The organism is Mesorhizobium sp. WSM4819 (assembly GCF_055811215.1).
In genome coordinates this window covers 14,287-39,710 of sequence record NZ_JBVVQO010000036.1, presented here as the reverse complement: position 1 = coordinate 39,710, position 25,424 = coordinate 14,287, and the positions used below count along the sequence as shown (strand labels likewise).

The window sequence follows — 25,424 nt, the reverse complement described above, 5'->3', positions numbered from 1 at the left end:
GGAGCGGTTTGTCCCTCAAGATCAGCATGTGCCATAGCAGCTCGAATGACAAGCGTAATCCATCAAACAACACACAAAATCAACAAGTTAGCATACCGCTCAGGCTACACGATGGACGCTTGACGGTAACTGTGAGCCTTTCACGCCGATGGCCAATGAGCCGGTCTTGACGGCTGGCGAGGCTTTTCCTACTTCTTAGATAAATGCTAACTTTGAGCGTCTGGAGGGCAGAAATGGCCGAGCTGGAAAGACCCGAACGACTGCAGATCATGCTAACGTCGGAGGAATTGGCTGCTTTGGAAAACTGGCGCTTCGAAAGGCGCATGCCAAGCCGGTCTGCGGCCGTGAGGGAGTTGCTGCGGCGCGGCCTCCACGCGGACGGATTTTTGACAGCGGCACAAGGTGCCAAGTCGCAGGATTTTGGAATTCTGCCCACTTCCGGCATTGTCGATGGAGCGTCCCGCGACCAGGGCGGCAGCAAGCTGTAAGGCTGCCCTCGCGGCGCTGGAGATGTTTCGGCGCCGGAGCCTTGCCCATTCTGTGGAACTTCAGGCAATCGTCGCGCGTTCGGTGAGGCATGTTGTGGACCAGAACAAGGCTGGTTGCATACATCACACAGGCCAGCAAGGATCGAGGCAGTGAGCTTCCTTTACCGCGCGGCAAAAATCGCCGAACAAGCTCATGCGGGGCACACGGACAAGACCGGACGGCCCTATATCGAGCATTGCCGCCGGGTCGTTGATGCCGTCGAAACGCTCGACCAGAAGGCCGTTGCCTACCTCCACGACGTTGTTGAGAAAAGCGACGATTGGGATCGCGAGCGGCTCGAGGCGGCAGGTTTCGGAACATCCATCGTATCGGCCGTCGATGCGATGACACGCAGGCCGGACGAGGACGACCTCGATTTCGTGCGCAGAGCAGCAGCCAACCCATTGGCGCTGCCGGTCAAGCGCGCCGATCTTACCGACAATTTATGGCAGGCACAGCAGATTGGCGCGTCGACATCGAAATATGAAGACGGACTGCGGATCCTCGACGAAGAATTCTCCTGATGACGAAAGGATTGTCGCCTGTGGCGCGATCGGCCGATGTGCGACCTTCATGCGAGGCTCTATTCGGGGAGGTGAGGCGTATGTCGCTTGTCCTCGGCAGGATCGGCATCGATCCGCGCCTTGCTGGGATCGAAGGCGCCATGGCGGGCGATGGCCAATGCCGGCGTGTCGGGCGTCTCGTAGGCCCACATGAAGTCGTCGGCCGCTCCGCCGACCGCGTGGACCCGCCAGTAACTGGCCGTGCCCTTCAGCGGGGAGTGGGTTGTGGTGTTGGTCTTCTCCAGAAGGTCGAAATAGATATCCTCGAATGGGATATAGAAGACCGGATCTTGCCCCTCCTCATGGAGCACTTTTGCCCGCTCTGTCGAGGCAATGATCGCGTCGGAGAACCTGACCGTCACGGTTCCATTGAACGGGGTAATCGTCAGCGCGCCGGGACGGCTGGTGGAATTTACTGCTAAGGGCTGCATGCGACTTCTCCGTTGGCTGCCGATCTCCTGGAACGTCGTATCGCCTGTCAGGTTCCAACCGCGTGAGGCTCATTGGAGCCGCGACATCGGGGGGGCCGGCGACAGATGAAAAACCTCCCGCGGGGCATTCAGATTCAAGGGAACGTTACCGCCGAAGAGTTCGTTTCCTAGATTGACACCGGAACCGGCGGCGGGGCTTCGCAAGTCAAGGGAGATCGCCATGAAGGTCGGCAACTGCATGACGAGGAATGTACAGGTCGCTAACCCCGAACAGTCGATCCGCGAAGTGGCTGAGATGATGGGCAGGCTCGACGCTGGAGTGATGCCCGTTGGCGACCACGACCGGCTGGTCGGAATGATCACCGATCGGGATATCGCGATCCGCGGCGTAGCATTGGGTAAGGGACCTGACACGAAGGTGCGTGATGTCATGAGCCCGGAGGTCAAATATTGCTTCGATGACGAAGACGTCGCGCATGTGCTTGAAAACATGGGCGACCTGCAGGTACGTCGGCTCCCGGTTCTGAACCGCGACAAGAGGCTCGTCGGCATCATCTCGCTTGGCGATCTCGCGACGAATGGCGAAGCGGCAGAAGCGGGAGAAGCTTTAAGCGACATCTCGAAGCCGGGCGGCGAGCATTCCCAGACTGCTCACTGACTAACGCCGCGACATGTCGGCGCAAGGTCAACATCACTTGTTTCGCGGTGCGTCGGCTAACGCCGGCGCCCCGCCGGAGCCTTCTGCATTGCGATGTTCTTCGGCAAAGGTTCAGGAGCATCTATGACAAGCACCGTGTCCTTCAGCGCCGAAAAAAGCGCGGCGGGGCGAAATCATCGTGCAGGCGCGGACGCATCAGATCACGCGCCGAGACGTTCACCCGGATGTCGTGTCGTGATAAGCTGTTCTTGCGACGGGACCGCGCGACACCGAGGCGGGCATCTCGCGGCCGGGCAGCCCTTAGTCGCAGACGATGAGCTTGAGCACCTGATGTTCTCGAACGATTGTAGGCGTCCTGCCAAAGCCTGTTGCGAAGGTGGGGCCTCTTGCGAAGGTCGGGCCTCTCGGAGTGGACGGATTTGGGTTGGTCGCTGAACCTCGGGACGATCGCCGGCACCACCGTGCGCGTTCACTTTACCTTCCTGCTTCTGCTCGTCTGGATCTGGCTGACGCACTATCAGATCGGCGGCACGCCAGCGGCCTGGCAAGGCGTTGCCTTCATCATTGCGGTTTTTGCCTGCGTGGTCCTGCATGAGTTCGGCCACATCGCCGCCGCACGGTATTGCGGCATCAACACGCCGGACATTACGCTTTTCCCGATCGGCGGCGTCGCCAGACTAGAACGCATGCCCGAAGAGCCGGGGCAGGAGTTCGTGATCGCGGTCGCGGGGCCGCTGGTCAATGTCGCGATCGCCGCGCTGATCTTCGTCCTGCTCGGCGGGTCGGCGGGCGTCGAACAGATGGCCGGGATCGAGGATCCGCGTATGAGTTTTCTCGCCAGGCTTGCCGGGGTCAACGTCTTCCTGGTCATCTTCAATATGATCCCAGCTTTCCCGATGGATGGTGGCCGTATCCTGCGCGCCGCACTCGCCGCCCGCCTGTCGTGGTCGCGCGCGACCCAGATCGCAGCCACGATCGGGCAAGGATTGGCCTTCGTCTTCGGTTTCGTTGGGCTGTTCTACAATCCGCTGCTGATCTTCATCGGCATCTTCGTCTATCTCGCCGCGGCAGCGGAAGCGCAGAACGCACAGATCCGGGAGGTAGCCACAAGCGTCCTTGTCGCGGATGTGATGATCACCGAGTTCGCCCGGCTAGAACGGTCGGCGACGCTCGACCAGGCAATCGAGATGCTGCTCGCGACCACGCAGCACGAATTCCCTGTCGTCGACTCCGCAGGCCATCTTGAAGGATTGGTGACACGCAACGACATGATCCGGACATTGAAGGAAAAGGGACCCGCCGCACCGGTCGCGAGCGCAATGCGGCACGATATCCCGAAAATACATTACCGCAAAAGTCTCGAGGAAAGCCTGCGGCTGATGCAGCAGGCAGATGTGCCTGCTGTAGCCGTCGTCGACAGTTCCGACCGGCTGGTCGGGCTCATGACACACGAAACCATAGGCGAGATGCTCATGATCCGCTCGGCCGTGTCGGATGCCTTCCGATTTGGTCGTTTGCGTGGGGCCAAGCCGCGATTCACACGGATCTGAGCACGAGGATTCTTTCCACTGCCGGATCGGGTGAGTGCGCTCTAAATCGTAGCGGAGCGATAAGCAGAAATCGGCCGGAACGAAGGTCGTCCCGGCCCTTTTTTCTGCGTCTCAAGCGCCCGGAACGTGAGGCAGAAGTTCAAGCGCACCGCGATAGATCATGTCGCCAGCGACGTAGAGGATCACCACCAGCCCGACATAGGCGATCCAGCGATGCTTCTGAAGCAGATTGGCAATGAGGTTTGCAGCGATGCCCATCAACGCGACGGAGAGGACAAGGCCGAAGATCAGCACGTTCGGATGTTCGCGCGCAGCACCGGCTACCGCCAGAACGTTGTCGAGTGACATGGAGACGTCGGCGATGATGATCTGCCAGGTTGCCTGCGCCAGGGTCTTGCGTGGAGCTTTGCCAGCTACGATGCCATCGTAGTCGACGTCGCTTTCCGAAAGCGCTTCGATCGCCTGTGTTTCCTGCGCATGGTTTTGCCGGAGTTCGCGCCACATCTTCCAGCAGACCCACAACAGCAAAAGACCGCCGGCGAACAGCAGCCCGACGATCTGCAGGAGCTGGGTTGTCGCGGCCGCAAAGCCGATGCGCAGAACGGCCGCTGCGATTATGCCAACGACGATTGCGTTTCTGCGCTGCTCTTTGGGTAGTCCGGCCGCGGCAAGGCCGATAACGATGGCATTGTCGCCGGCCAGCACCAGGTCGATCATGATGACCTGCATGAGAGCGGTCATTGCTTCGGGACTGAAAAAATCTGTCATACGGCACCCTTGCGTTCAGCTAGGGGTGACGCGGCTTGCGAGTATAACCGTAGAGCAACGCGGACACCGCGTATGACAAGAGAAATGCCGCTACAGCTGAAGAAAACTCAAAGCCAGGCCACCCGGATTGGAATTCCAGTCCGACATCGCAGTCCTGATGGACTGCCAGAGGGGCCCGGCCTGGTAGCACCTAGCTATTGCCCCAAGCGCAAAAACTCAAGGCTTAATTGTGATCCGCATATGCGGCATCGCTCGGCAAGCTGGTTAAGCCAGGGTCGATCGGCCACGCGGCCATTGAACGGGCCGGCAGCCGCAAGTAAGGTTGATACAGTGGGCTTCGGTCAATTTCTCCAACACCCGATCTGCGTCCGTCGATGGCGATGAAGGGAATTCCGTCTTGGCTGCTCATCGGCGACCGATCGGCCAATATCTGTTCCCAATCGGCTCCTTGGGCCTGGCCGCACTCATTCATTTCGGCGCCGCATCGATCGAGCATTCGCCGCTCTCGATCAAGATCCTTGCGTTGATCGTCGTCGCTATCTTCATCTTCGCGACAGTGTTTGTGGTTTTGCATCATGCAGAAGCCGTCGCACTGCGGCTCGATGAACCATATGGCACGCTGCTGTTGACATTTTCGGTGACGGCCATCGAAGCATCGGTCATCGTTTCGATGATGCTGCACGGCGAGAACAACCCGACGCTGGCACGCGAATCCGTGTTTTCGACGGTCATGATCGTTTGCGCTGGCGTCGTCGGGGTCTGCCTCACCCTGGGTGGGCTGAAGCATCGATATCAGGACATCAAACGACAGGGCACCAACGCCTCGCTTGCCGTCATTATGGCGCTGACAGTTCTTACGCTGATCCTTCCAAACTACACGCTTGCAACAAGCCCCGGTACGTTCTCCGCCTCGCAGCTCGCTTTCGTGAGCGTTCTTTCAATCCTCCTCTATGGTGCCTTCGTCTTTGCCCAGATGGTGCGTCATCGGGGCGATTTTATCGAAGACCTGACCTCCAGCGCGGAACATGACAAGCATGTATCTGAGGGCGAGAAAGTGACCCCCAATGTGCTCCTCTTATTTGTCGGACTGGCAGGGATCGTTCTTCTGACCGAGCAGGTGGCCGGCAGCATCGAGAATGGGCTCGAGTTTCTTCATATTACCCAGGCGGACGCCATCGTGGGCTTCTTCGTCGCTGCGCTTGTGCTTATGCCGGAGGCGGTATCGGCGGTTCGGGCAGCGCTCAATAACGAGCTTCAGCGAGGGCTGAATGTCGCCCTCGGCTCGGCCTGCGCCACAATCGGCCTGACAATCCCGGCGATCGGTGCGGCGAGCCTGCTCACCGGACGAAGCCTGACTCTTGGTCTGGGTCCGGGGGATACCGTGCTTCTCCTCCTCGCGCTTGCCATCAGCATCGTGAGCTTTGGGACGGGCCGAACAACGATGCTGACAGGGCTCGTTCATCTCGTCGTGTTTGTCGCCTATCTGTTCCTTATCTTCGTGCCGTAGGTGATCGCCCGCCGTCTTCGGCGATCGCTGCGTTCTGTCGATTTGCGGCGCACATGCCTAGCCTGCAATTACTGGACCTTCGAGCGTAGGCGATCCGTCACGAACTCCATCAACACCACGATGGCGAAGATCACGAGAATGATGGTCGAGGCATTCCTGTATTGGAAAAGATCGAACGCGACCTTCAGCTCCTGGCCGATGCCACCGGCTCCAACGAGGCCGAGAACAACTGATGAGCGCACTGCCTTTTCAAGCGCGAAGAGCGTGGTGTTTATCAGGGACGGCATGGCGTCAGGCAGTACTGCCCCGCACAGAACAGAGAATCGTCCGGCGCCGATTGCAAACAGCGCTTCCTGAGGTCTTTCGTCGGCATCCTCCATCGCCTCGGAGAAGAAGCGCCCGCAAAAGCCGATCGTATCGACGACGATGGTCATGGTGCCGGCAACCGCCCCGAGACCAACGGCTGACACGAAAAGTAGTGCCCAGACCAAATCTGGAACAGTCCTGAACAACGAGACCAGCATCCTGGAGATATGCCGGAACGGGCCGATCGGGGTTATGTCCTTGGCCGAGAGCCAGGCAAACGGCAAGCTGAGGACGACACCTATTGCTGTCCCCACGAGCGCTATCTGAAACGTTTCGACCATGCGCCAGAAAACCCTCAGGAGGAACCCTGGCTCGACATTTGGGGGTATCATGCGGCCGACGAGATGGACCATTCGGGGCACCCCGCCTGCCAGTTGTTCCGGCGAAGGTGCGACCTGCCCGGCGGAAACGATCACGAGAGCGGCCAAAGCGACGGCAAAGCTGAAAGTGACGGGCGAGATCGATGGAATCCGGCTCGGCGAAAGGCGGTCATGCATCGAAGACGTCTTTCAGATCAGCGCGGGTCACCTGCGCCGTCGGTCGGTCGAAGAAGACCTTGCCCGCCTTGAGCGCTATCAAGCGGTCGGAGTAGTCGAGAGCATGTTCCATGTCGTGCGTGGTGTAGACCAAAGTGATCGCCTGTTCCTGGGTCAGCTCGGAGAAGACGCGCATCACATCATGTCCAGCCGCCGGGTCGAGACTTGCCGCCGGTTCGTCTGCTATCAAAAGCTTCGGACGCCGGATCAACGCACGGGCAATCGCCACCCGCTGCGCCTGCCCTCCAGAAAGCGCGTCGGCGCGGGCGCCCGCCTTGCCGAGAAGCCGCACTTCGGCGAGGGCTTTCATTGCTTCCTCGCGCCAGTGTTGCTTTGCGATGGAATGGTGCCAGCCGCGCCAGCCGCCGGGCAGCCCGAGCTTGCCCTGCAAAACGTTTGTAAGAACCGATTGGCGGCTGACCAGTCCGTGGTGCTGGAAGACAAATCCGATCTGCCTGCGTATGCGCCGCAGCTGGGCGACGGACGGCGCCGAGCGGAAGCTCTCGCCGAGGGTGACGACCTCGCCACCGCTCGACGGTAGAAGACCAATGAGGCATTTGAGCAGGGTGGATTTTCCAGCACCGTTCGAGCCAATCAGGGCAACCCGTTCGCGCGATGCTATGGTGAGGCCGATACTGGAGAAAATGACCTTTCCGTTCGCATAGCTCTTCGCAAGATCGTGCGCCCGAATGATGGCTGTCATAGTGACCTCTTGGCCCAGACCGAACTGCGAAACAGACCGGCGGTTAGCCGCCGGCCTTGTCGCTGAAAGGAGCAAGTCGATGAAAAAGGAGCAAGCCTCAGTTTACGAAGTCGGTGAGGGTCTCAATTCCGATCGTGCGGTACATCGAGCGGACATAGTCGTAGTCCGAGTCCCTGACATCAGTCAGGAAGAAACCGCCCTTGAATTTCTGGTTGTCCTCGCCGGTCAAGATCGCTTTCATCAGCTCATTGCCATTCTTCGCAAAGGCATCGCGGATCTTGACGAACACGTCATCTGAAATGTCCTTGCGGGCGACAAGAATGTCGTTCGGCAGATCGCGGCCCCGTGCGATGACCGAGAAGGCAACGCCGGGGAATGCTTCCCGGACCGAGTTCAGATAGCCGAAATTCAAGCCGATAGCGGCGATGTCGCCGCGGATGAGAGCCTCAGCCGCGATGTTGCGCGATATGATTACTGGTTCGTAATCGGTGGCATATTTCAGGTTGAAATCGGCCAGCGCCTGCGCGGGGCCGAGGTGCTGGGACGTCGAGCCGACCGAGCCGAATGCGACCTTCTTGCCCTTCAAGTCTTCGACCGAGCGGATCGGTCCATTCGCCAGCACGGCGATCTGAGCGAAATAGTCGGGGCGCTGCCAGGCGACAACAATCTTCGGCTGGCTTAATTCCTTCATGACGACGTATTCTGCAGGACCGGTCAGGACAAGATCGACCTGCCCGGAATTCATCGCCTCGACGGCGGTGGTCCGCGAACTGACCGGAAACAGCTCGACATCCAGGCCGGTCGCCTCCTCAAGAGCGGTCTGGAAAGCACCGAATTCCTGCTGAAGAGCCTCCAGTCCCTCCATGTCGGTTACCGCGAATTTCACCGGCTCCGCAAACACTGGAAGAGCGGAGGCAAGCGTCAGGGCGAGTGCGGTTGCGATGCTGCGGATCATCGTTTTTTCCTTTGCTGTATAGACAGGAAACTGTTACCCGCTAATCCGTATACGCAGCAGATGACGTGCTCGTGACATTTCGCCGGCGCCACCGGCAGCCTTTGCTTTTTTTGAGGGATACAGTGAACTGGCACATCCAGGGTGGTCGCATCCTTACCGAACGGGGACTTGAAACCGCGGACCTGAGCGTCACCGGCGGGATCGTGTCAGAGCTGCGGGCGGCCCATGCCTCCACGATCGATGCCGATGGTCTGCTCGTGCTTCCGGGGATCGTCGATATTCACGGCGACGGCTTCGAGCGCCAGATCATGCCGCGGCCCGGTGTCCGCTTCGACACCGCGCTGGCGCTGAAAGATACGGACCGCCAGCTTGTCGCCAGTGGCGTAACCACGGCCTTTCACGGCGTCACGGTGTCGTGGGAGCCTGGACTTCGCTCGCTCGACGCTGCCAAACAGCTGATCGGCGCGGTCTGCGATCTCCGCGATAGCCTTGGCTGCGATACGCGTCTGCATCTGCGCTGGGAGACCTTCGCGCTTGATCAGATGGCGCAGGTCGTACGATGGCTCTCGCTTTCGCCACGGCCGATCATCGCCGTCAACGATCATACCACGGGGTCGGTGCTGAACGGCACGATTGCCCGCAAGATCGGTCAGATGGCGGAGCGGTCTGGCTTAAGCCGCGAGCAATACATGACGTTGCTCGGCCAGATTTGGTCCCGCCGCGCCGAGGTTGAGATCGCGATCGGGAAGCTGGCCGCAACTGCGCGGGCCAATGGCAATGTGCTTCTTGCCCATGACGAAGCGTCTCCCGAGGAACGCATGTATTTTCGCGCCCTCGGCGCAAAGGCCTCGGAATTTCCGCTAACGCTCGAAACGGCCAAGGCCGCGCGGCAAATGGGCGAGGATGTGATCCTCGGCGCGCCCAACGTCGTGCGCGGCGGCAGCCATAATGGAGCGCTAAATGCCACTGAGGCCGTCAGAGCCGGACTTTGCACGGTGCTGACCAGCGATTACCACTACCCTTCGCCTCTGCATGCGGCCTTCAGACTGTCTTCGCCAGACGCCGGCGGCTTCCCCTCGATCTGGAATCTGGTTTCGGCAAACCCGGCCCGGGTGGCCGGCCTCGACGATCGCGGCTCGCTTGTTGCCGGCCGCCGGGCGGATCTGATCCTGGTCGATGCTGGCGATCCAGAGCATCCGCGTGTGGTGGCCACCATGGTCCATGGACAAATTGTCTATAGCTCCGGCCTCTCCCGCACAGACCGATGGTCTGCACAGCGGTCGCCGGTGGATAAGGTTTCATGAACTTGGACACGAAAATTTCAACACCACACGAGCGCAATGGCAATCGCCTTCTGGCCTTTGACGGGCTGGTCTTTCGGCCACGCAGCGATACGCCGATCTGGCAGCAGATCTACGATCACATCTTCGATCTGATCGAGAGCGGCAGTCTTGCGCCGGGCAGCCAGCTTCCCGGAGAAACGCATCTGGCACAGAAACTCGCGGTCACCCGCATTACGCTTCGCCGGGCGCTGCAGCAGTTACAGCATGAGGGCCACCTCACCGCCCGCAAGGGCGTCGGTATCTTCGTGCGAAACCTGCCCTCGACATTCACTGTTCGCGACGGACAGCGCTTTCTCGACAATTTCGAAGCCCACGGCCAGGAAATCGGCACCAATACGCTGCTGATCGTCCGGGAACCGGCCGAAGCGGCCGTGGCGGAACGGTTGCGTCTCGCACCTGACACCACCATTATCCGGCTGTGCCGGATCAGAACGTCGGACAAGCAGGCGGTTTACGTCAATACCAAATTCTTTCCGGCGCATCTCTTCCCCGACTTCGAGCAGAGATACGATGTGCGTCAGTCGGTGACCGATGTTTTCCGCGCGCATGGCATCGACAACTACCGGCGGGCCGAGACACGCATCAGTGGCGGCTTTGCATCCCCCGATGAAGCGGAAATCCTGCGGCTGACGCCCGGAACGCCAGTATTCCGCATCAATGCTGTCAACGAGGACCGCAACGGCGTACCAATCGAATGGACCCGCGGCTGCTGGCCGCTGACATCCGTCGAATTCGTCTTCTGATTATGGCGCATGTCAACACGACCAGTTGAGGCCATTGGGTCGACCCTTAGACAGACACCACAAGCCGGTCGAGAAAAGGCCGCTGGCCGACAAGCAACTTTTCCCGGGCCATTTCGAGGCCGAACCACCCTGCGCGATCGATCTCAGGAAAAGTCTGCATGCGGCCGCTGCGCGGCGGCCATTCCATCTCGAACATGTTGCTGCGCAAGGTGCCGGCGTCGAAATCGTCTTCCACGCCGAAGGCCGTAACAAGCTTGCCGCCGGGCTGGCGCAGCGCTCCCAGCGGAAGCAGCGCTCCCGAGAGCTCCCAGCCGGTTTCCTCCACAAATTCGCGACGCGCCGCAGCTTCCGGCTGTTCGTCATCACCATACTCGCCCTTTGCAATCGACCATGCGCCGAGATCGCGGCTTTGCCAGAACGGCCCGCCAGGATGGACAAGCAGCACCTGCAGTTCACCGGTTGATCTGCGGTAAGGCAGGACGCCTGCACTTCTTTTCGCCATCGCCTCATATGCCTCCGCCATCCAGCCTATCATCGCAGGCAGGCTGAACGGGACATGTTCCGTTTGTCGAAAGACTGCCCTGCCCTGCGTCGATGCGACCGGCTACTGACGCCAGGTCAAATCTCGCTCGTTGCTTGGCCAACCCAGGGATTGACGACATTCAGCCCCGCAGCCTCGAAAGGGCTGGTGTCGCGTGTCGCGATCATGAAGCCCCGTGCAGCGGCTGTGGCGGCGATATAGCCATCAGCCTTGCCGATTGCCTTGCCGGCCGCTTTGGCGTTCGCCGCCAGTTCGGCATAGGCTTGCGAAGCGTCAAGATCGAAGGGCAACACGCGCCCCCTGAACAGCGGCAACACGCCCCGCTCCATGCGCTCGTGCAAGGTTTCGCGGCGCTTGCCGGCAGGCAGCGCTGCGATACCGAAACGCAACTCGGCTACAGTGATGGCCGATAGATAGAGCGTTTCGATAGCCTGCGCGTCGATCCACGCCACGACACCCGGGTCGGGCGCGAGCTTCCACGGCTCGGAAATCACGTTTGTGTCGACGAGGATCATTCAAACTTCATCGGCTCGGCTGGGGTCTTGTCGCGGAGTTGCTGCATTGCGCGCACGTCTTCATCCGCAAGTCCGGCCTCGCGGCCGATGGCGGCCAGGAGCGAGCCGAGCTTGACACGGCCCTCGGGCCGCGCCGCCTTCTCCAGGATGTCGCGGATTTCGGCTTCTGCGCTACGCCCGTGCATGGCTGCGCGCACCCGTAAGGCGCGGTGCACTTCGTCGGGCACGTTGCGGACTGTGATGGATGGCATTGCTTGCAAGCCCTCACGATGATTGACATGCTTGCATTCTACGCAAGTGCAACAATAGGCGCAACCCTGACCGGAAACATCTGGTCCCGATCCCATCTACTCATGCGAGTTGAACGGGAGTGGTGCGCCTGAATGGCAAATTTCCGTTGGGCTCGAGACGATCTCAAACGATGCTGGCCGCCGCAAGTCGCTCATTCGGGTCGCATTCGACTTCCATGAGCGGTGGTAGTGACGGAAATCCATCCACGCTGGCCATCAGCTCCAGATAGCGCTGAGCCGACGCGGCCCACTGAAATCGCGCCGCCCTGGCGCGACCGCGTGCGATCAAGTTGGTTCTGAGGCCTTCTTCGTGGACCAGCCGCATGAAACAATCGAACCATGCATTCTCATCGCAAGGTGATGCGTACAAGACCGCATCGCCGCCGATTTCGGGCAGGCTGGCACGGTCCGACATGACCACCGGACATCCCAGTGCCATGGCTTCGAGGGGCGGCAGCCCGAAACCCTCGACCAAGGAGGGGAACGCGAGGCATAGGCAATCGCGCAGAAGCGCGCCGAGTTCCGCGTCCGACCTTCTTCCCAGCCAAATGACGTTCGGCGATTTCTGATCGCCGCTGCTGGCGAAAACGCGGGACGTTGAAGCGCCCACAACAACAATCTGCAGCCCCGCCGCGGCAAGACGCTCGTGCATGCCGATGATCAAGCCGACATTTTTGTGCGGGATAGAACTGCCAAGCACGACGATCGTACTAGGGCCGGCCACTGCCAGTGTTTGTTGCGAGTGGCAAGGAGCCCATCGCAACGCATGTTCATGCCCATTGCCTACAATTTCGACCTTTGCCGCCGGGCACACGCCATAGCGCGCCAGTTCACCCGCAGAGTATTTCGACACCGTCGTAATCTTATGCGCGGCCCGGCCCAAGGCAGGAACCAAGGTGCGGTAAAGAAGCCGAAATGGAAACGAATAGCTCTGCGGGCACGCCCGTGTATTGACGTCGTGAATGCACAGCACCTGCCGACGAACCGTCACAGGGCCCGTATTGCAGAGGTTAAGCAGCCCGCCGCGAAGATGGGCCGGAAGCGCAGCCTGTTCCCACAAATGCCCGCCAAAGCTGCCGACAGTGCGGACACGGATCGCTGCCAGGGGCAATTTGTCAAGCGCCCCCGGCGGGACCAGCAACTCGACCGACAGATCCCGTGTCAAGGCAGCCTGGCCCGCGATCAAGGCGTCCAGCGCCGAAACAATCTCGCGTGCGTAGCGCTGAACTCCGGTGGTCGGCTGCGCGAGAAAACGGCCGTTGATTGTCCAATGTCGTGTCATCACAGGGTTTTTGGTCACCGGCGCCAAGCCTCAGTTCCACGAGTTTGGACGACCAGGACAGCAGGGTCATCCTGGCCTTTGGGACGTACCCGATCGTTTGCCTCAAAGGCTTCCCGGCAGCTCTCATCCGAATGGCGAGGCCAATCATGGGCGGTTACGCCAAATGTGTGAGGTTCTGTGTGGCGCGGTTTTGATAGACTGCGTTGGGCAGTACGGCAGATCTCAATCGTCGTGCTCGAATGGATGTCAGACAGAGTTCAGCGAATGGAGTGATGCCGCAGATGTCTGGTGCAAAACAAGCAAGTTCGCGCTGATGCAGCGGCCGACCAAACCATCGCAACCAGGTTCCGTTAGACGGGCCGTCGCCGCGACCAGACGTTTGTGGACAACCTTGGCATGCCTGCTGGGCATGACAGCTTCGTGCGCAGCGGATCTGCTCTGGGGGGTGAATGGCCATCCCTTTACCGCCTATCCCGGGATATCGATCGAACAGCAACTCGATTATGTCCGCGACCTCGGCATGAAGTCGTATCGCGTCAACATTTCCAGCCTCGACAGCGCCACCAAACTTGCCGAACTGGTCAAGGCGGGCAAGGAGCGCGGAGTCGAGATCCTGCCGGTAATCACGCCCGGCCTCGACCTGGACAATGGGACCGTCGATGACCTCTATGCGCAGGCCTACCATCTCGCGTCGACACTGGTATCCCGCTTCAAGGACGACATCCGCGTTTGGGAGCTTGGCAACGAGATGGAGAATTACGCCATCTTGATGCCCTGCGAGATTCAGGACGGCGGACTACAATACAATTGCTCCTGGGGCCCTGCCGGCGGCACCGAGACATCCCATTACTTCAGCCCGCGCTGGTCTAAGGTGAGCGCGGTGCTGCGCGGTCTGTCGGATGCAACCGTCGCGGTGGATCCGACCATAAGAAAAGCAATGGGAACGGCCGGCTGGGGTCACCGCGGAGCGTTCACCCGCATGCTGCAGGACGGCATCAGATGGGATATTTCGGTCTGGCATCTGTACGGGGGCGACCCCGAAGACGTTTTCAAGTTTCTGGCCACGTTCGGTCGCCCAATCTGGGTCACCGAGTTCAACGCGGACGGTCTCGTCCAGACGATGACGCTGCTGAGGCGATATCAGGCCTTATACGGAGTGGAGGCTGCCCACATCTACGAACTGCTCGACGAGCCGTACTGGGCGCCGAGCTTCGAAGCCTTCATGGGTCTCGTGCGCCTGAAGAAGCGCGGCGACGGTTCGTGGGCACCGAGCGGGCAAAAGCCGGCATACGAAGCCGTAAAGAAGACCATTGCGAACGGCGATGCAGGCTCGAGTTCGTCGACGATCGCGAGGGAGAGCTTGCCGCCTGCGGACCAGACGTCGGTACCCCCAGTTCCCGTCACCGACACATTTCAGCCCTGTTCGCTTGATGCGTTCGACAAGTCTGCCCTCCCAGCCAACCAGATTGCATATGCTTACTGCCTAATCTTGCATCGCATGCCGTCCCCGGCCGAACAGTGGCGCGAGGTCGTCGCGATGAAAAAGGATCCATCTCTCTCTCCGATACTGACGAAGATGTTGCTTTCGGTCGAATTCAGGACTGACAATCAGCCGGTTGGGCTTGGAAATACGCAATACGTGGCCCTCCTCTATCGGACATTGCTGGGACGGGAGCCAGACGGCCACGGGCTTTCTGATTACGTGTCGAAACTGGACAGCGGCGAGGCGAGTGGAGAACAGATCGTGGCAGAATTGATCCATTCACATGAGTTTCGCTCCAGACACACGGTTCTGTTTCCGAACGAGCCTCAATAGTTCAATGAACATCACTGGCCGCAAGATTGTCGTTGGGCTTGGACAGCGTTCGAACCATGATGCTGGCAGTTCGTCATGAGCACCATCTTTGCGCATTGTCCTGTGGTCCGAGCGGTGCCCCGGCCGCCCCTTCGCGACTACCGGAACGGGCAACGCCAATGACGAGGATCATCCGTGCGGATCTCCGGGACGGCGGATTCTGCCCATATCAAGAACATATTCGGGTTCGATACGCCCCGTCAGGACATGAATTATGGCAAGGATGTTGCCGCGCAGCCTTCCGCGGCGGTCGATGTAAGACTCTGGCCGCACGCTGCGCACAAGGTTGGCGGCGACATTGCGCGCCATGAGCGGCAGGGCGAATGTAGCGGGCATGGTTCCCTTCTTGGTCAGATAAACCGGATTGACGATCTGCGAATATCCGAACCGCTCGCCGCTCACGCGCCCGGTCTTGATGCCAAGATGGATGCCGCGGATCGTATTCACCGCGACGACGCGGCCGCATGACCTCAACTGGCTGGTGAAATCTATGTCTTCCTGCCAGCCGTAGAGAACCAGGCGCTCGTCGAAGCGCAACTTCCCAATCTTTTCCGCCCGAATGGACATGTTGCAACCATATGCGCCGAGATGATCGACGACCTCGGGCCCTGGCGGCGGCTCCTGCTCCGACTGGTGGAGAGCCAGCATGGCGTCGTGCCAATCCAACCCCGCGTTGACGGCGCCGTCCTTGACCACTCTGCCCATGACCACAGCCCAGTCGTCATGCTCTTCGAAAGCTCTCTTGACGCGCTCGAGATAGTCGTCGGCCGGCACGAAATCGTCGTCGAAGAAGGTGACGACATCGAAACGCCCGCTCGCGTGGTCGAGCGCGCTGTTGCGTTGCACGCATGACCCTTTCTTCCCGAAGACAAGGGAAACCGGGAAGCTAATCGTCTCAGGAAGCTCGACATGCGTGGCATCGGGCGCGGAAACGACGACTTCGTCAGGTGGTTGCGTCTGGCGCTGCAGATGCGATAGCAATCGGCAAAGTTGGCTGCCGCGGCCAAGGGTTGCAATGATCACGACGAGCTTCATGCGCAATCCAGCTAGAGGCGACAAGGGCGATTTCGCTGCGATGGTAAGCCTTGGGATGGGGGCAGACAGCCTGTTAAAAAGGGGGCTGCGGGGCTAATCCGGCGCTACCACCTGCCTCGATAGGTGTAGCAACCCCATCTTCGGGTCGCATGCCTCTCCTTTGGGCTTAGCGGCCGCGCAGGTTCACAGCCTTCCACGATTAGTGCCTGAATCTTCGCAGGGTGAACGCCACGCGCGGCCGGACAGGTGGCATGGCCAATTTCACTTCAATGTCGCGGGCATGGCTCTGCTCAGCGCGAGGGCAGTGCGGACCTCGGATTAACGCCAAGGGATAAGCTCATACTTCGAAGGTGCAGAGGTTCGCACTGTCTCCAGGGTGCTAGGTTGAATATGGATCACGCGACATGGTGCACTTTATGGGACAGCGAAATTACGGAAGATCTGCGCCCGTGGCTGCCAGGGCGGCCGGAACAATCGGCACCGATCCGCTTCCATTCGAGAGTTATGGCAAGAGCTCATTTCCGGCGGTTCCCGCTGAGGACTGGGGGCCCTGCGGTGGCCGCACCCGGCGCTGGACCATAAATGGGGATTTCGTCGCGCTGCCTCCAAACGGCGTTGCCCGCTATGCGCGCGAGGTAACCCTTGCGCTCGACGCTCTCCTGGACGAGGGCCATCCGTTGGCGCGGGGACTTGAACTCGATTTGGCGGTCCCGCGCCGGGAGCAATTGCCGCTGCAGGCGATTGGCATCCGGCTCGTTCCCGAATTCAACAAACCGCGCCTTCCGCAGTTCTGGGTGCAGATGCAACTGCCACGCCACGTTGAGGGCGGGTTGCTCAGCTTCTGCAATCTGGCGCCGGTGGCGCTGACGCGGCAAATCGCGTGCATCCACGACCTGCATACCAGGCTGATGCCGGAGAGCTATGGGCGCGGCTTCCGATGGGCCCACCGTTTCATTCTTCCGCTCCTTGGCCGACGGGCTGCACATATAACCACCGTCTCGCAGCTTTCGCGGCAGCATCTCATCAAGTACGGCATCGCACCGCAGGAGAAGATCACCGTCACATATAACGGCAGCGACCATGCGGAACGATGGGATGCCAATCGATCGAAGCTGCAAATCCGGCCCGACCGCCCCTATGTGCTATGCTTGGGGCGTGATCAAAAATACAAGAACGTCGAGTTACTGGTCCGGCTTGCTCCGCTGCTTGACGCGCTGGACTTGAACCTGTGGATGGCGGGCGAAATCGATGAAGCGCAGATTTCCCGGTTTGCGCAGCCGAAGCCAGACAATCTCCGGCTCCTCGGACGGATCAGCGATGATGATTTCAAGAAAGCTCTGTCGGGTGCATTGTGCTTTCTTTTTCCGTCCAGGATCGAAGGTTTCGGGTTGCCTGCCGTCGAAGCCATGAGGATCGGATGCCCGGTCGTGGCCTCGACATCACCTTGCCTCCCCGAGGTCTGCCAGGACGCAGCGCTCTATGCCGATCCAGATGATTTGGCACATTGGGTCAGAGCGGTACGCGACATCCAGCGATATCCGGATTTGCGCCAACGTCTGATCGAGGCAGGCCATAAAAGATCCCTCAGCTATTCCTGGCGCTCCATCGCTGAAATCTACCTCGAGCTGATGCTGCAGGTGGATGCAGTCGACGGCGAAAGCGAGCGGTAATGAAGGCGACAGGCGGGGCGATTATCAACGGGGCGGCTTGGGTCGCAGTCGAGACCTGGGGCCGCCAGTTGGCGCTGTTTGCCGTCTTCGTCATTCTCGCCCGCCATCTCGGCCCGGAGGCATTTGGTTTGGCGGCACTCGCCATGGTGATGCCGACCATTGTTGCCGCTCCGGTGACGCGCGGAATCCCCGAAGCACTCATCCAGCGTCCGGATGTCGAGTCCATCCATTTCGACTCAGCCTTTTGGCTCCTTGCCGTCACCGGCTCGGTGCTCAGCGCGTTCGTCTGGAGCTTTGCCGGCGCAATCGCCGCGGCGTTCAGCCAACCCGTTCTGGAGGAGCTTGTCCGCTGGACCAGCGTCGTGATTGTGCTCCAGGCGCTTGCGGCGGTTCCGACGGCGGTCCTCAAGCGCCAGCTTCATTTTCGACTATTCGCGCTGCGAACGCTCGCCGGAACAGTCGTCGGCGGAGCGATTGGAATCAGCACGGCAATCGCCGGTTACGGCATGTGGAGCCTGGTGTGGATGCAGGTCGCCAAGGCGGCTGTGGAAACCGCCGTCATTCTACTCGGAAGCGCGTGGTGGCCGCGCCTCAGATATTCCCACGCACGCTGTCGAGAGCTGTTCGGCTTCGCTGGTCCTCTCATCGGCCATTCCCTATGGAATTTCGTGAATGACGAAATACCGAAGGTCATACTCGGCACCTTCCTCGGACCCTATGCGGTAGGCGTGTACGCCCTCGCCCGCCGACCGCTGGATCTTCTGAGTGAGGCATTTCTGGGTCCGCTCACGGCGGTGACAATACCGGCGGTCGCTCGGGTGCAGGGCGAGCCGGCGAAGATCGATGCTTTCTTCAACGCGAGCATACGCGTGTCCGCGATTGCCGGCTTCCCGGCATTCCTGGGGTTTGCCGCGATCGCCCCCGTCGCGGTTCCTTTCATCTTCGGCCCGCAATGGGTGAGCGGTGTCGTCGCCGTTCAAATCCTGATGTTCCTTGGCCTGCAACGCACGATAGACAGCATCTGCGCGCTCACCATCCTCGCGCTCGGTCATTCCGGCCTGATCCTGAAACTAAACATATCGTACACCGTCCTGGCCGTGGTCTTCCTCACCGCTGCCGTGCAGATCGACCTCGAGACAACGATGGCCGCTCTTCTGGCCTGCAACGTCCTGCTCCTGCCGGTCTTTCTCTTCCTCGTACACCGCATCGCGCATATCGACGTACTGAAGCCACTCACGATATTCCCGCGGCTGGCGGTGGCGGCCCTGCTCATGTTCGCCATTGTCACCGCTTGGCTGGTTGCGGCACCGACATCCACCCCCCAAGGTCTCCTCATCGCAGGTGGGATCATCATCGGCGCCGCCGTGTATGTCGCTGCAGCCATTGTGCTTGTGCGTCCCGACCTTCTCGACGCACGCGACATGCTTCTCAGGCTGCGTCGTCCTGCATAGGGTACCAAGCTCATGAAAGTCGCGTTCGTCTCGCAGCATTTCGACATGGTCCTTCCACCCGACCAGAGCTCGGTCGGCATCTGGACATATGAAGTGTCACGCCGCTTGGGCGCGGACTGCGAGACGACCGTGATCGCGCGTCGCCCGCGCGGAAACCCCAAGCGGCTCGAGATCGATGGGGTGCGGATCGAACTCCTCACCTGCGCGCCGGCGCGTGTGTGGGGGAGAGCGTCCCGCATGTGGAGCCGCGCCTGGCCAGGCGCTCCGCTCTTTGCGCAAAGCTTCTATGCGTTCGACTTCTTCGCTCAGGCACTGCGAAACCTCCGCAGCCTGGCGCCCGACGTCGTTCATCTCCAGAACTTTCCGCATTACGCGCCCGCTATCCGGCGCGCCGTCCCAGACGCGGCGATCCTTTTGCACATGCACTGCGACTGGCTGGCGCAACTCGATCCTGACGTCATGGCGCGCGGCGTCGCTGCATGCGATCTCGTGGCCGGCTGTTCGCAGCATGTCGTTATGACTGCGCGCGAACGCTTCGAAAGCGCGCGGACGCCTTTTGCGGTCCTGCCGAACGGTGCGCCAGTGGATCGGCTCGCTGGTGTTGTGGCGCTGCGCACGCCGGCAAAGGTGCTGTTCGTCGGCCGTGTCTCTCCGGAGAAGGGAGTTCATACGCTTCTCGAGGCCTGGCCCGAAGTTGTCGCCGCTCACCCTGAGGCCCGACTTGAGATCGTCGGCCCGTCCGCGGCACTGCCGCGGGATCTCCTGATCGACCTGAGCCGGGATCCGGAGGTCTTGGACCTTTCACGGTTCTATCCCGGGGGCAGCGCTTTCAGGGGTTCCTACGAGACGGCTTTGCGCGAAATGATACCTCCGCAGTTCGCCCACACGGTCAGCTTCATCGGTATGGAACCCTATGAAAAAGTCATCGAGCGCTGTGCCGGGGCCTCGCTCCTCGTCAATCCGTCACTTAGCGAATCCTTCGGCATGAGCCTGGTGGAGGCCCTTGCGACCGGGACGCCGGTCGTCGCCACGCGTGTCGGCGGGATGACGGACATTGTGGAAGCAACTGGCGGCGGTGTGCTCGTCGAAAAAAATGATCCGGCCGCACTTTCGAACGCAATCGTCCGCCTTCTCGCCGATCCTGAGTCAAGCAATGAAGTCGGACGCCGGGGAGCCGCGCGGGTCGCCGATCTCTATGCCTGGGAAAAAATAGCCCAGTCGACCCGGGACCTGTATGACAAGGCAATCGTCACCCACCGTTCACGGCTTGCAAAACGAAAACCTTCTTTCGCTCAGCGCCGGGCCTTGAACGACGTGAACACCGAGCCCGTGTCATCTCCCCATTCCCAGTTGACGGCGAGCCCGACCCGCAAAATTTGAAGGGTAGCATCGTCGGGATAGATGTCGGTGAGACTTCGCTGCATCACCAGTTCGTCGTCGATCAGGATCGCAAACCGATTTCCGTCGAATGCAACGCGCATGCGAAAGCGTTTTCCCCAAACGACCTTGTCCGCCACATTGGTCCAGACCGCGTCATAAAGTTCCTCGAAGCCGAGCCGCTTGATGAACACCGAAATCGAAGCACCCTGGTGGACATCGTCGAGCCAGGTCGTGACACAAACGTAGTTGTCGCTGTCTTGCCAGAAGAGCAGTCCTGCCCGGCTGCGCTGATCTTGTCCTCGGCGCTCCCCAGGAGGCTCGATTGTGACCTCGAGGTCGGCGAATTCCGGTAGGTCCCATGGCAGCGAATAGAATGTTCGACCCGGGTTCGGTCTGTTCACGCTCGCGCGCACACGGGCGCTGCCCAGCCCGTCGACGTCGATGACCCCGGTGCCCAGTGTTCTCGCCCAGTGCCCGCCGCCCAGCTCCGGCGTGCGGCGATCCAGTTCGCCGGCAGTACCGTTAAAACCGTCGGCGTAGGACAGGCTTGCTCCGAGTTGGTTCCAAGGCGCCTCCAGAGGCGCCATCAACGGGATGGCAACCTCGCAAGGATGAGCCTCGAAATTGTGCCAGCGCGGCTCGCTATCGGAGCTTTTCCATATACCTATTCCTGTAGCGTTCTCAACTGAATCGGCATTGACAGACGCTTCGAAAAGGCGAACCCCGTCAAGAAAGCAGCTCACCTGACCATTCCAGTCAAGAATCTGGACCGAATGGGTAGAACACTTGCGCAAAGCGTGTTCCGTACCGGTCGCGATCGTAATCTCTTTGCCCGATTGCTTGCGCACCAGGGTCCATCCGACCGTCGACAGTTTCAGCACCCAGAAATTGTCGTTGTCCCGAAACCGAAAGACGAGACCACACATATCCGAGATGGCGCCAATTGCCAGCAGTCCGTGGATCAATCCTGAAGGGCGACCAGGATCGATGACGGATAGGTTATCGCCAGCGTCCTGCGAAAAATGCCACCGCCCCCCGATTGCAGCGATTTGCCCAGGCCAGCCTTCGACGAGTGCATCGGCAGCGTGGGCGGAGCCAAACAGCGTCGAAAATTCAGGTATCCGCCCGACTTGAACCGCTTGGACGCGTGTGTCGACCCGAAACCCGATCTGACCAAGTGCCGACTGATGAACACCCGCAAACAGCTTTTCGTCCTTGTTGAAAGGATCGATCGCGATCGGACGCATCATCGGAAAAGCGGCAAGACCGTGGGCTTTTTGGTCGGCGGCCGCATAATAGACAGCGCCCTGCTCTCGCAACGCCACAACATAATAGACATGAACGTTCATTAGGCGCCGAAACGCACTCAGGCATTGCTTTCCTACACGAGCCCACAGCTCGCCGTTTTCGCCTTCGGCGGCATGCACGACAAAGCCGCAACCCTCTTCCACGGGATTGATCGGCGCCTCACTGGGGAACCAACCGACAGCCAGGTTCTCGTCGATGTTCGATCCCCGGTAGGTTCTGGAGGTGCTAAGTGTCCACCACCAAAAACGGCGAAGGGTGAGCCTCTTTCGCGGCGCACGTATCAGGGAAACCAGACGGCCGGGCCATGGATCAATGCCGGGTCCTCGCAGCCAACGGTAGACTCGCCTGGCGAGGTCATCAGGCAATGGCGATCCCTGCGATGTGTTGTGGCCGTTGGTGATCGAAACCAACAGCACCAGACCAGCCTCTCGCTGAAAGGGACCATAGGAGATCCCTTGCCGGCCCCAACCTGGCCTGACGAGCGGCCGGAAACGAAGTGCGCCGTGATCGATCGCGATCTGGCGTTCGATGTCGCGTCCTCGCCTGACACCTCCCTTGACTGCCAAGGTGCCAATTACCGCACCGCGGGCGCGTTCATCTTGAAAATCGTCTGTGACAAGAACCTCCGGCCGGGCAACGCCGGACCCAGCCTCTTCCGCAGCTTCTACCCAGTCATGACGGTGCAACAACAAGACCCTCCTCACGTCGTCGTACGAGACTCTTCAAGGCATCGATGACGTGTCGCAGTCCCGGGCAGAAGTCGCGCACTGCCTCGCTTGTCCCGTTGATCAGGCTTGCTCTCCTTGCATGGAATCCCTGCCTGACGCCGCAAATCCAGTTCTTAAGCGCCCACCGGCTGCGCCAGGACGTGTTCGACCCGCCATTCCCCATTGGCATAGGAGGCTGGCAGCGGTTTCAATGCGTAGCCGGCAGCAGTCAGGAGTTCCGCGATCTTTCGGGCCTTGCGGTCGAGCCCGTCGCGGGTTGCATCGTCGACCTCATAAATCACCTTCGGACGATGTCGCCGCAGCGTTTCCGTCATGCCGCCCAGCACGTCGATTTCGGCGCCTTCCACGTCGATCTTGACCAGCGAGGGCGGCCTGAGGCCTCGCTGGGCGATGGCATCGTCGATGGCGACTATGCTGACTTCCAGACGGCCACTGATGTCCGGCGGTGCCCCCGCCGAGGCAAGCGCGGCGCCGCCGATGTGATGGGCGAGCAGCAGCTGGCCACGGCCGGATGTGGCGCCCACGGCTTCGGCGAACACCCGTATCGTGTCGAATCCACTGAGTCGCGCACTTTCTGCGACAGCGGCGGCGTTGCTAGGGACAGGTTCGAACGCATAGACTTGACCGCGCGGCCCGACGCGGCGCGCGGCGATGAGGCTGAAGAAACCGATATTCGCGCCGATGTCGAAAAAGGCGTCCCCAGGCGCCAGGTTTGCCGCGATCGCCTGTTGGATGGGCGGCTCGTAGGTGCCGCGAACAAAGTTCGGGTCGGCGCTCTTCGCCACGAGCTTGAGACCGGCGGCCTCGCCCTTGGCTATGACGCGCGCGTCGCCGAACACGCTGAGGAACCTTGCCGTCAATGTCACGCGCTCTTCCCCATTCTGCGACGCCTCGGGACGGGCCAGCCCGTGCCGCTCGCCGCGAAGGTGACAGATTGTGCGCCCGGGATCGAGCCCGACAACGGTTGGCCGGCTCCTACCTCCTCCGGCTGATCGCTACTCCGATTGTCGGGCCATATCTCATCTTGGGGGTACCTGCCCGGCCTCCCGGTCCGATGGAACGGTGGCATCGTTGCGCCAGACATGGATCGCCTGGGGAGCATCCCAGCCGATCGAGACGATCTCACGGTCGCCGTCGCCGTCGAGGTCGACCGTGCGGGCGCCGAGATGGCTCTCGACGCCCTCGCCAACCAACTGCTCGATGAACCGCCCGCCGCCGAGATTGCGCCAAAGCGAAAGGCGCAGGGCGCCGCGGTGCTCGCCGATGACCGGGTCCGGCCGGCCATCGTCATTCATATCGGCCACCGAAAGACTGTTGAGCGAGCCGCGCGAGGTGATTTCCTGCTGCTCCCAGTTCTGCCTGAGGTCGCCGGGATTGCGCCACCAATAGGCCTTTGCGTGGTCGGCCTGCCCGTTTTCTTCACTCACGACGATGTCGGTTCGTCCGTCGCCGTCCAGATCGGCGACCGCCACGCGGTCCGGATAGACCATGTCAGGGACATTGGCGACCTCGCGGCGCCGCCAGTCGGCAGAGCCATCTCCCGGATTGCGCCACCATGCGATCCCCTTGGCGTTGCCGGTAGTGGCCGCAAGGTCAAGCAGGCCGTCGCCGTCGATATCGGCAAAAGCGATTCCCTCGTCGGAGGCCTCTGCGCAAATGCGGGTTCGCGGCCAGGGGCCCGCCGCGTCGTCAGGGATGGCAAAGGAGAAGACCCCGGCGCCGCTCGATACCGCAAGCTCCGGCCGGCCGCCTTCGACGATCTGCGCCAGTGCATGGCCCTGGGATCCGAGTTCGTGGCTGGCGGCGGGAACATCGCCGATCGCATGTTCCTCAAACCCGCGCTCTGGCCTTTGCTGCGCCCGAAGCCACACCAGGTTCAGTGTCTCGCCCCCGCCGCGTTGAGCGATCACTTCCGCGCGTCCGTCGCCGTCGACATCGATTGCCGCGATCGCATCCACTGCCTCGCCGAGGGCGATCTGTTGCCAATCACCTTGCCAGGGGTCGGCCGGCTGACGATACCAGAACGGACCCGAGATAATGTCCGTCCGCCCGTCGCCGTCCATGTCGGAGAATGCAAGGCCAAAGGAACGGACATGCGCCTGCGTGATCTGGTGATGGCTCCAGCGGTCGAGGCGGCGGACCGGCCCGGGCAGGTCGAGACGATTGATCCAGATCCGGGCGGGCGGGTTGCCCGCCCAATTGGCGCCGTAGATGTCGAAATCTCCATCGCTGTCGACATCGGCGGCGACTCCGTTGTGCAGCCCCACCGTGTCGGTCACCTGTCGTGCCCAGCGCATTCCCCGGCCATCCACATTGAGGTGGATGGACAGGGCACGTTCCTTGGTCGTGTGCATCTGCCCGACCACGACATCGACATCGCCGTCTCCGTCCATGTCCGCCGCCTGCAACGTATGGGCGCCGGCAACAGCAGGCTGAATGACATGGCGGATCCACCGTCCCGCCGGCCCATCGACGGCCCGGAACCAGGCCACATCGGCGGTGTGCTCGGAGCTCGAGGTCAAAATGTCGGCGTTGCCGTCCTGGTCGAGATCGACGACGATCGCCTTGAAAGCAGGATTGAACGCGCCAACCTCGTGGCTTTGCCACCGGGCAGGATTGCGCGCTGTCGCGCCTGGATTCTGCGCCCAATGTCCGTGCAGGACCAGGTCGACCGCGCGGTCGCCGTTGACGTCTCCGAGGGCCATCCCCTCCTCGCCC

General features: G+C 60.9%; 24 protein-coding genes. 11 read left to right on the top strand and 13 right to left on the bottom strand.

What is annotated here, in order from left to right:
- The first annotated feature begins 233 nt into the window (after window positions 1–233).
- Both AC0L18_RS25795 and AC0L18_RS25790 read left to right on the top strand, forming a co-directional pair.
- Entirely contained in the window at window positions 234–488 is a 255-nt protein-coding gene (locus AC0L18_RS25795; RefSeq protein WP_473494742.1) for a hypothetical protein, read from the top strand.
- 150 nt (window positions 489–638) lie between these two features.
- The gene (locus tag AC0L18_RS25790; RefSeq protein ID WP_473494741.1) at window positions 639–1,052 is read left to right on the top strand and encodes an HD domain-containing protein; all 414 of its coding nucleotides are present in this window, start codon (window positions 639–641) and stop codon (window positions 1,050–1,052) included.
- A gap of 59 nt (window positions 1,053–1,111) precedes the next feature.
- Here AC0L18_RS25790 and AC0L18_RS25785 read toward each other — a convergent pair whose 3' ends face one another.
- Window positions 1,112–1,522: a DUF427 domain-containing protein gene (locus AC0L18_RS25785; protein ID WP_473494740.1), complete on the bottom strand. Its 411-nt coding sequence runs from the start codon at window positions 1,520–1,522 to the stop codon at window positions 1,112–1,114.
- Between the two features lie 220 nt (window positions 1,523–1,742).
- Here AC0L18_RS25785 and AC0L18_RS25780 point away from each other — a divergent pair, with 220 nt between their 5' ends.
- Complete coding sequence (locus tag AC0L18_RS25780; protein ID WP_473494739.1) at window positions 1,743–2,180, top strand: CBS domain-containing protein; 438 nt, start codon at window positions 1,743–1,745, stop codon at window positions 2,178–2,180.
- A 419-nt stretch (window positions 2,181–2,599) separates the two neighbouring features.
- The gene (locus AC0L18_RS25775; RefSeq protein ID WP_473494738.1) at window positions 2,600–3,730 is read left to right on the top strand and encodes a site-2 protease family protein; all 1,131 of its coding nucleotides are present in this window, start codon (window positions 2,600–2,602) and stop codon (window positions 3,728–3,730) included.
- Window positions 3,731–3,841: 111 nt separating this feature from the next.
- Here the strand turns inward: AC0L18_RS25775 and AC0L18_RS25770 are convergent, their stop codons facing one another.
- A complete protein-coding gene (locus tag AC0L18_RS25770) occupies window positions 3,842–4,498 on the bottom strand; it encodes a TerC family protein (RefSeq protein ID WP_473494737.1) in 657 nt (218 codons plus the stop codon).
- A gap of 397 nt (window positions 4,499–4,895) precedes the next feature.
- Between AC0L18_RS25770 and AC0L18_RS25765 the strand changes: the two genes are divergently transcribed.
- A complete protein-coding gene (locus tag AC0L18_RS25765) occupies window positions 4,896–6,005 on the top strand; it encodes a calcium:cation antiporter (protein WP_473494736.1) in 1,110 nt (369 codons plus the stop codon).
- Between the two features lie 68 nt (window positions 6,006–6,073).
- Here AC0L18_RS25765 and phnE read toward each other — a convergent pair whose 3' ends face one another.
- From phnE to AC0L18_RS25750, 3 genes are all read right to left on the bottom strand, one after another.
- The gene (gene phnE, locus AC0L18_RS25760) at window positions 6,074–6,868 is read right to left on the bottom strand and encodes a phosphonate ABC transporter, permease protein PhnE (RefSeq protein WP_473494735.1); all 795 of its coding nucleotides are present in this window, start codon (window positions 6,866–6,868) and stop codon (window positions 6,074–6,076) included.
- The gene (locus AC0L18_RS25755; protein ID WP_473494734.1) at window positions 6,861–7,610 is read right to left on the bottom strand and encodes a phosphonate ABC transporter ATP-binding protein; all 750 of its coding nucleotides are present in this window, start codon (window positions 7,608–7,610) and stop codon (window positions 6,861–6,863) included. The genes phnE and AC0L18_RS25755 overlap by 8 nt, the downstream gene beginning before the upstream one ends.
- Window positions 7,611–7,707: 97 nt before the next feature.
- On the bottom strand, window positions 7,708–8,565 hold the full coding sequence (locus AC0L18_RS25750; RefSeq protein ID WP_091590049.1) for a PhnD/SsuA/transferrin family substrate-binding protein: 858 nt from the start codon (window positions 8,563–8,565) through the stop codon (window positions 7,708–7,710).
- A 122-nt stretch (window positions 8,566–8,687) separates the two neighbouring features.
- On the opposite strand from AC0L18_RS25750, the gene AC0L18_RS25745 reads away from it, so the two are divergent.
- Both AC0L18_RS25745 and phnF read left to right on the top strand, forming a co-directional pair.
- Window positions 8,688–9,869, top strand: coding sequence for an alpha-D-ribose 1-methylphosphonate 5-triphosphate diphosphatase (locus tag AC0L18_RS25745; protein WP_473494733.1), 1,182 nt, complete (start codon window positions 8,688–8,690; stop codon window positions 9,867–9,869).
- The gene (phnF, locus tag AC0L18_RS25740; RefSeq protein WP_473494732.1) at window positions 9,866–10,651 is read left to right on the top strand and encodes a phosphonate metabolism transcriptional regulator PhnF; all 786 of its coding nucleotides are present in this window, start codon (window positions 9,866–9,868) and stop codon (window positions 10,649–10,651) included. The genes AC0L18_RS25745 and phnF overlap by 4 nt, the downstream gene beginning before the upstream one ends.
- A 46-nt stretch (window positions 10,652–10,697) precedes the next feature.
- On the opposite strand, the gene AC0L18_RS25735 is transcribed toward phnF, so the two are convergent.
- The 4 genes from AC0L18_RS25735 to AC0L18_RS25720 form a co-directional block, all read right to left on the bottom strand.
- Complete coding sequence (locus AC0L18_RS25735; RefSeq protein WP_473494777.1) at window positions 10,698–11,153, bottom strand: NUDIX hydrolase; 456 nt, start codon at window positions 11,151–11,153, stop codon at window positions 10,698–10,700.
- A 116-nt stretch (window positions 11,154–11,269) separates the two neighbouring features.
- Window positions 11,270–11,707: a PIN domain-containing protein gene (locus tag AC0L18_RS25730; RefSeq protein ID WP_473494731.1), complete on the bottom strand. Its 438-nt coding sequence runs from the start codon at window positions 11,705–11,707 to the stop codon at window positions 11,270–11,272.
- Entirely contained in the window at window positions 11,704–11,958 is a 255-nt protein-coding gene (locus tag AC0L18_RS25725; RefSeq protein ID WP_473494730.1) for a FitA-like ribbon-helix-helix domain-containing protein, read from the bottom strand. Before AC0L18_RS25725 ends, AC0L18_RS25730 begins: the two co-directional genes overlap by 4 nt.
- 163 nt (window positions 11,959–12,121) lie before the next feature.
- Window positions 12,122–13,279 carry a glycosyltransferase family 4 protein gene (locus AC0L18_RS25720; protein ID WP_473494776.1) on the bottom strand — a complete coding sequence of 386 codons (1,158 nt, stop codon included), beginning with the start codon at window positions 13,277–13,279 and terminating at the stop codon, window positions 12,122–12,124.
- A gap of 409 nt (window positions 13,280–13,688) precedes the next feature.
- Here AC0L18_RS25720 and AC0L18_RS25715 point away from each other — a divergent pair, with 409 nt between their 5' ends.
- Entirely contained in the window at window positions 13,689–15,095 is a 1,407-nt protein-coding gene (locus AC0L18_RS25715) for a DUF4214 domain-containing protein (RefSeq protein WP_473494775.1), read from the top strand.
- A 168-nt stretch (window positions 15,096–15,263) separates the two neighbouring features.
- Here the strand turns inward: AC0L18_RS25715 and AC0L18_RS25710 are convergent, their stop codons facing one another.
- Complete coding sequence (locus AC0L18_RS25710) at window positions 15,264–16,169, bottom strand: glycosyltransferase family 2 protein (RefSeq protein ID WP_473494729.1); 906 nt, start codon at window positions 16,167–16,169, stop codon at window positions 15,264–15,266.
- A 404-nt stretch (window positions 16,170–16,573) separates the two neighbouring features.
- On the opposite strand from AC0L18_RS25710, the gene AC0L18_RS25705 reads away from it, so the two are divergent.
- From AC0L18_RS25705 to AC0L18_RS25695, 3 genes are read left to right on the top strand one after another with little or no spacing between them, the layout of a single operon-like run.
- Entirely contained in the window at window positions 16,574–17,839 is a 1,266-nt protein-coding gene (locus AC0L18_RS25705) for a glycosyltransferase family 4 protein (protein ID WP_473494728.1), read from the top strand.
- Complete coding sequence (locus AC0L18_RS25700; protein ID WP_473494727.1) at window positions 17,839–19,290, top strand: lipopolysaccharide biosynthesis protein; 1,452 nt, start codon at window positions 17,839–17,841, stop codon at window positions 19,288–19,290. The genes AC0L18_RS25705 and AC0L18_RS25700 overlap by 1 nt, the downstream gene beginning before the upstream one ends.
- Before the next feature lie 12 nt (window positions 19,291–19,302).
- On the top strand, window positions 19,303–20,670 hold the full coding sequence (locus AC0L18_RS25695) for a glycosyltransferase family 4 protein (protein ID WP_473494726.1): 1,368 nt from the start codon (window positions 19,303–19,305) through the stop codon (window positions 20,668–20,670).
- On the opposite strand, the gene AC0L18_RS25690 is transcribed toward AC0L18_RS25695, so the two are convergent.
- From AC0L18_RS25690 to AC0L18_RS25680, 3 genes are all read right to left on the bottom strand, one after another.
- The gene (locus AC0L18_RS25690; protein ID WP_473494725.1) at window positions 20,583–22,667 is read right to left on the bottom strand and encodes an oxidoreductase; all 2,085 of its coding nucleotides are present in this window, start codon (window positions 22,665–22,667) and stop codon (window positions 20,583–20,585) included. The genes AC0L18_RS25695 and AC0L18_RS25690 overlap by 88 nt on opposite strands.
- Before the next feature lie 152 nt (window positions 22,668–22,819).
- On the bottom strand, window positions 22,820–23,545 hold the full coding sequence (locus AC0L18_RS25685) for an FkbM family methyltransferase (RefSeq protein ID WP_473494724.1): 726 nt from the start codon (window positions 23,543–23,545) through the stop codon (window positions 22,820–22,822).
- Window positions 23,546–23,725: 180 nt separating this feature from the next.
- On the bottom strand, window positions 23,726–25,411 hold the full coding sequence (locus AC0L18_RS25680) for an FG-GAP repeat domain-containing protein (protein WP_473494774.1): 1,686 nt from the start codon (window positions 25,409–25,411) through the stop codon (window positions 23,726–23,728).
- Between the last annotated feature and the right edge of the window lie 13 nt (window positions 25,412–25,424).

Bases quoted from the DNA above. Each gene is read 5' to 3' on its own strand.
- AC0L18_RS25700 (WP_473494727.1), top strand. From the start codon at position 17,839: ATGAAGGCGACAGGCGGGGCGATTATCAACGGGGCGGCTTGGGTCGCA.
- AC0L18_RS25755 (WP_473494734.1), bottom strand. From the start codon at position 7,610: ATGACAGCCATCATTCGGGCGCACGATCTTGCGAAGAGCTATGCGAAC.
- AC0L18_RS25785 (WP_473494740.1), bottom strand. From the start codon at position 1,522: ATGCAGCCCTTAGCAGTAAATTCCACCAGCCGTCCCGGCGCGCTGACG.
- phnE (WP_473494735.1), bottom strand. From the start codon at position 6,868: ATGCATGACCGCCTTTCGCCGAGCCGGATTCCATCGATCTCGCCCGTC.
- AC0L18_RS25795 (WP_473494742.1), top strand. From the start codon at position 234: ATGGCCGAGCTGGAAAGACCCGAACGACTGCAGATCATGCTAACGTCG.
- AC0L18_RS25695 (WP_473494726.1), top strand. From the start codon at position 19,303: ATGAAAGTCGCGTTCGTCTCGCAGCATTTCGACATGGTCCTTCCACCC.
- AC0L18_RS25710 (WP_473494729.1), bottom strand. From the start codon at position 16,169: ATGAAGCTCGTCGTGATCATTGCAACCCTTGGCCGCGGCAGCCAACTT.
- AC0L18_RS25780 (WP_473494739.1), top strand. From the start codon at position 1,743: ATGAAGGTCGGCAACTGCATGACGAGGAATGTACAGGTCGCTAACCCC.
- AC0L18_RS25720 (WP_473494776.1), bottom strand. From the start codon at position 13,279: ATGACACGACATTGGACAATCAACGGCCGTTTTCTCGCGCAGCCGACC.
- AC0L18_RS25725 (WP_473494730.1), bottom strand. From the start codon at position 11,958: ATGCCATCCATCACAGTCCGCAACGTGCCCGACGAAGTGCACCGCGCC.
- AC0L18_RS25715 (WP_473494775.1), top strand. From the start codon at position 13,689: ATGACAGCTTCGTGCGCAGCGGATCTGCTCTGGGGGGTGAATGGCCAT.
- AC0L18_RS25770 (WP_473494737.1), bottom strand. From the start codon at position 4,498: ATGACAGATTTTTTCAGTCCCGAAGCAATGACCGCTCTCATGCAGGTC.
- AC0L18_RS25730 (WP_473494731.1), bottom strand. From the start codon at position 11,707: ATGATCCTCGTCGACACAAACGTGATTTCCGAGCCGTGGAAGCTCGCG.
- AC0L18_RS25750 (WP_091590049.1), bottom strand. From the start codon at position 8,565: ATGATCCGCAGCATCGCAACCGCACTCGCCCTGACGCTTGCCTCCGCT.
- phnF (WP_473494732.1), top strand. From the start codon at position 9,866: ATGAACTTGGACACGAAAATTTCAACACCACACGAGCGCAATGGCAAT.
- AC0L18_RS25705 (WP_473494728.1), top strand. From the start codon at position 16,574: ATGGTGCACTTTATGGGACAGCGAAATTACGGAAGATCTGCGCCCGTG.
- AC0L18_RS25680 (WP_473494774.1), bottom strand. From the start codon at position 25,411: ATGGCCCTCGGAGACGTCAACGGCGACCGCGCGGTCGACCTGGTCCTG.
- AC0L18_RS25735 (WP_473494777.1), bottom strand. From the start codon at position 11,153: ATGGCGAAAAGAAGTGCAGGCGTCCTGCCTTACCGCAGATCAACCGGT.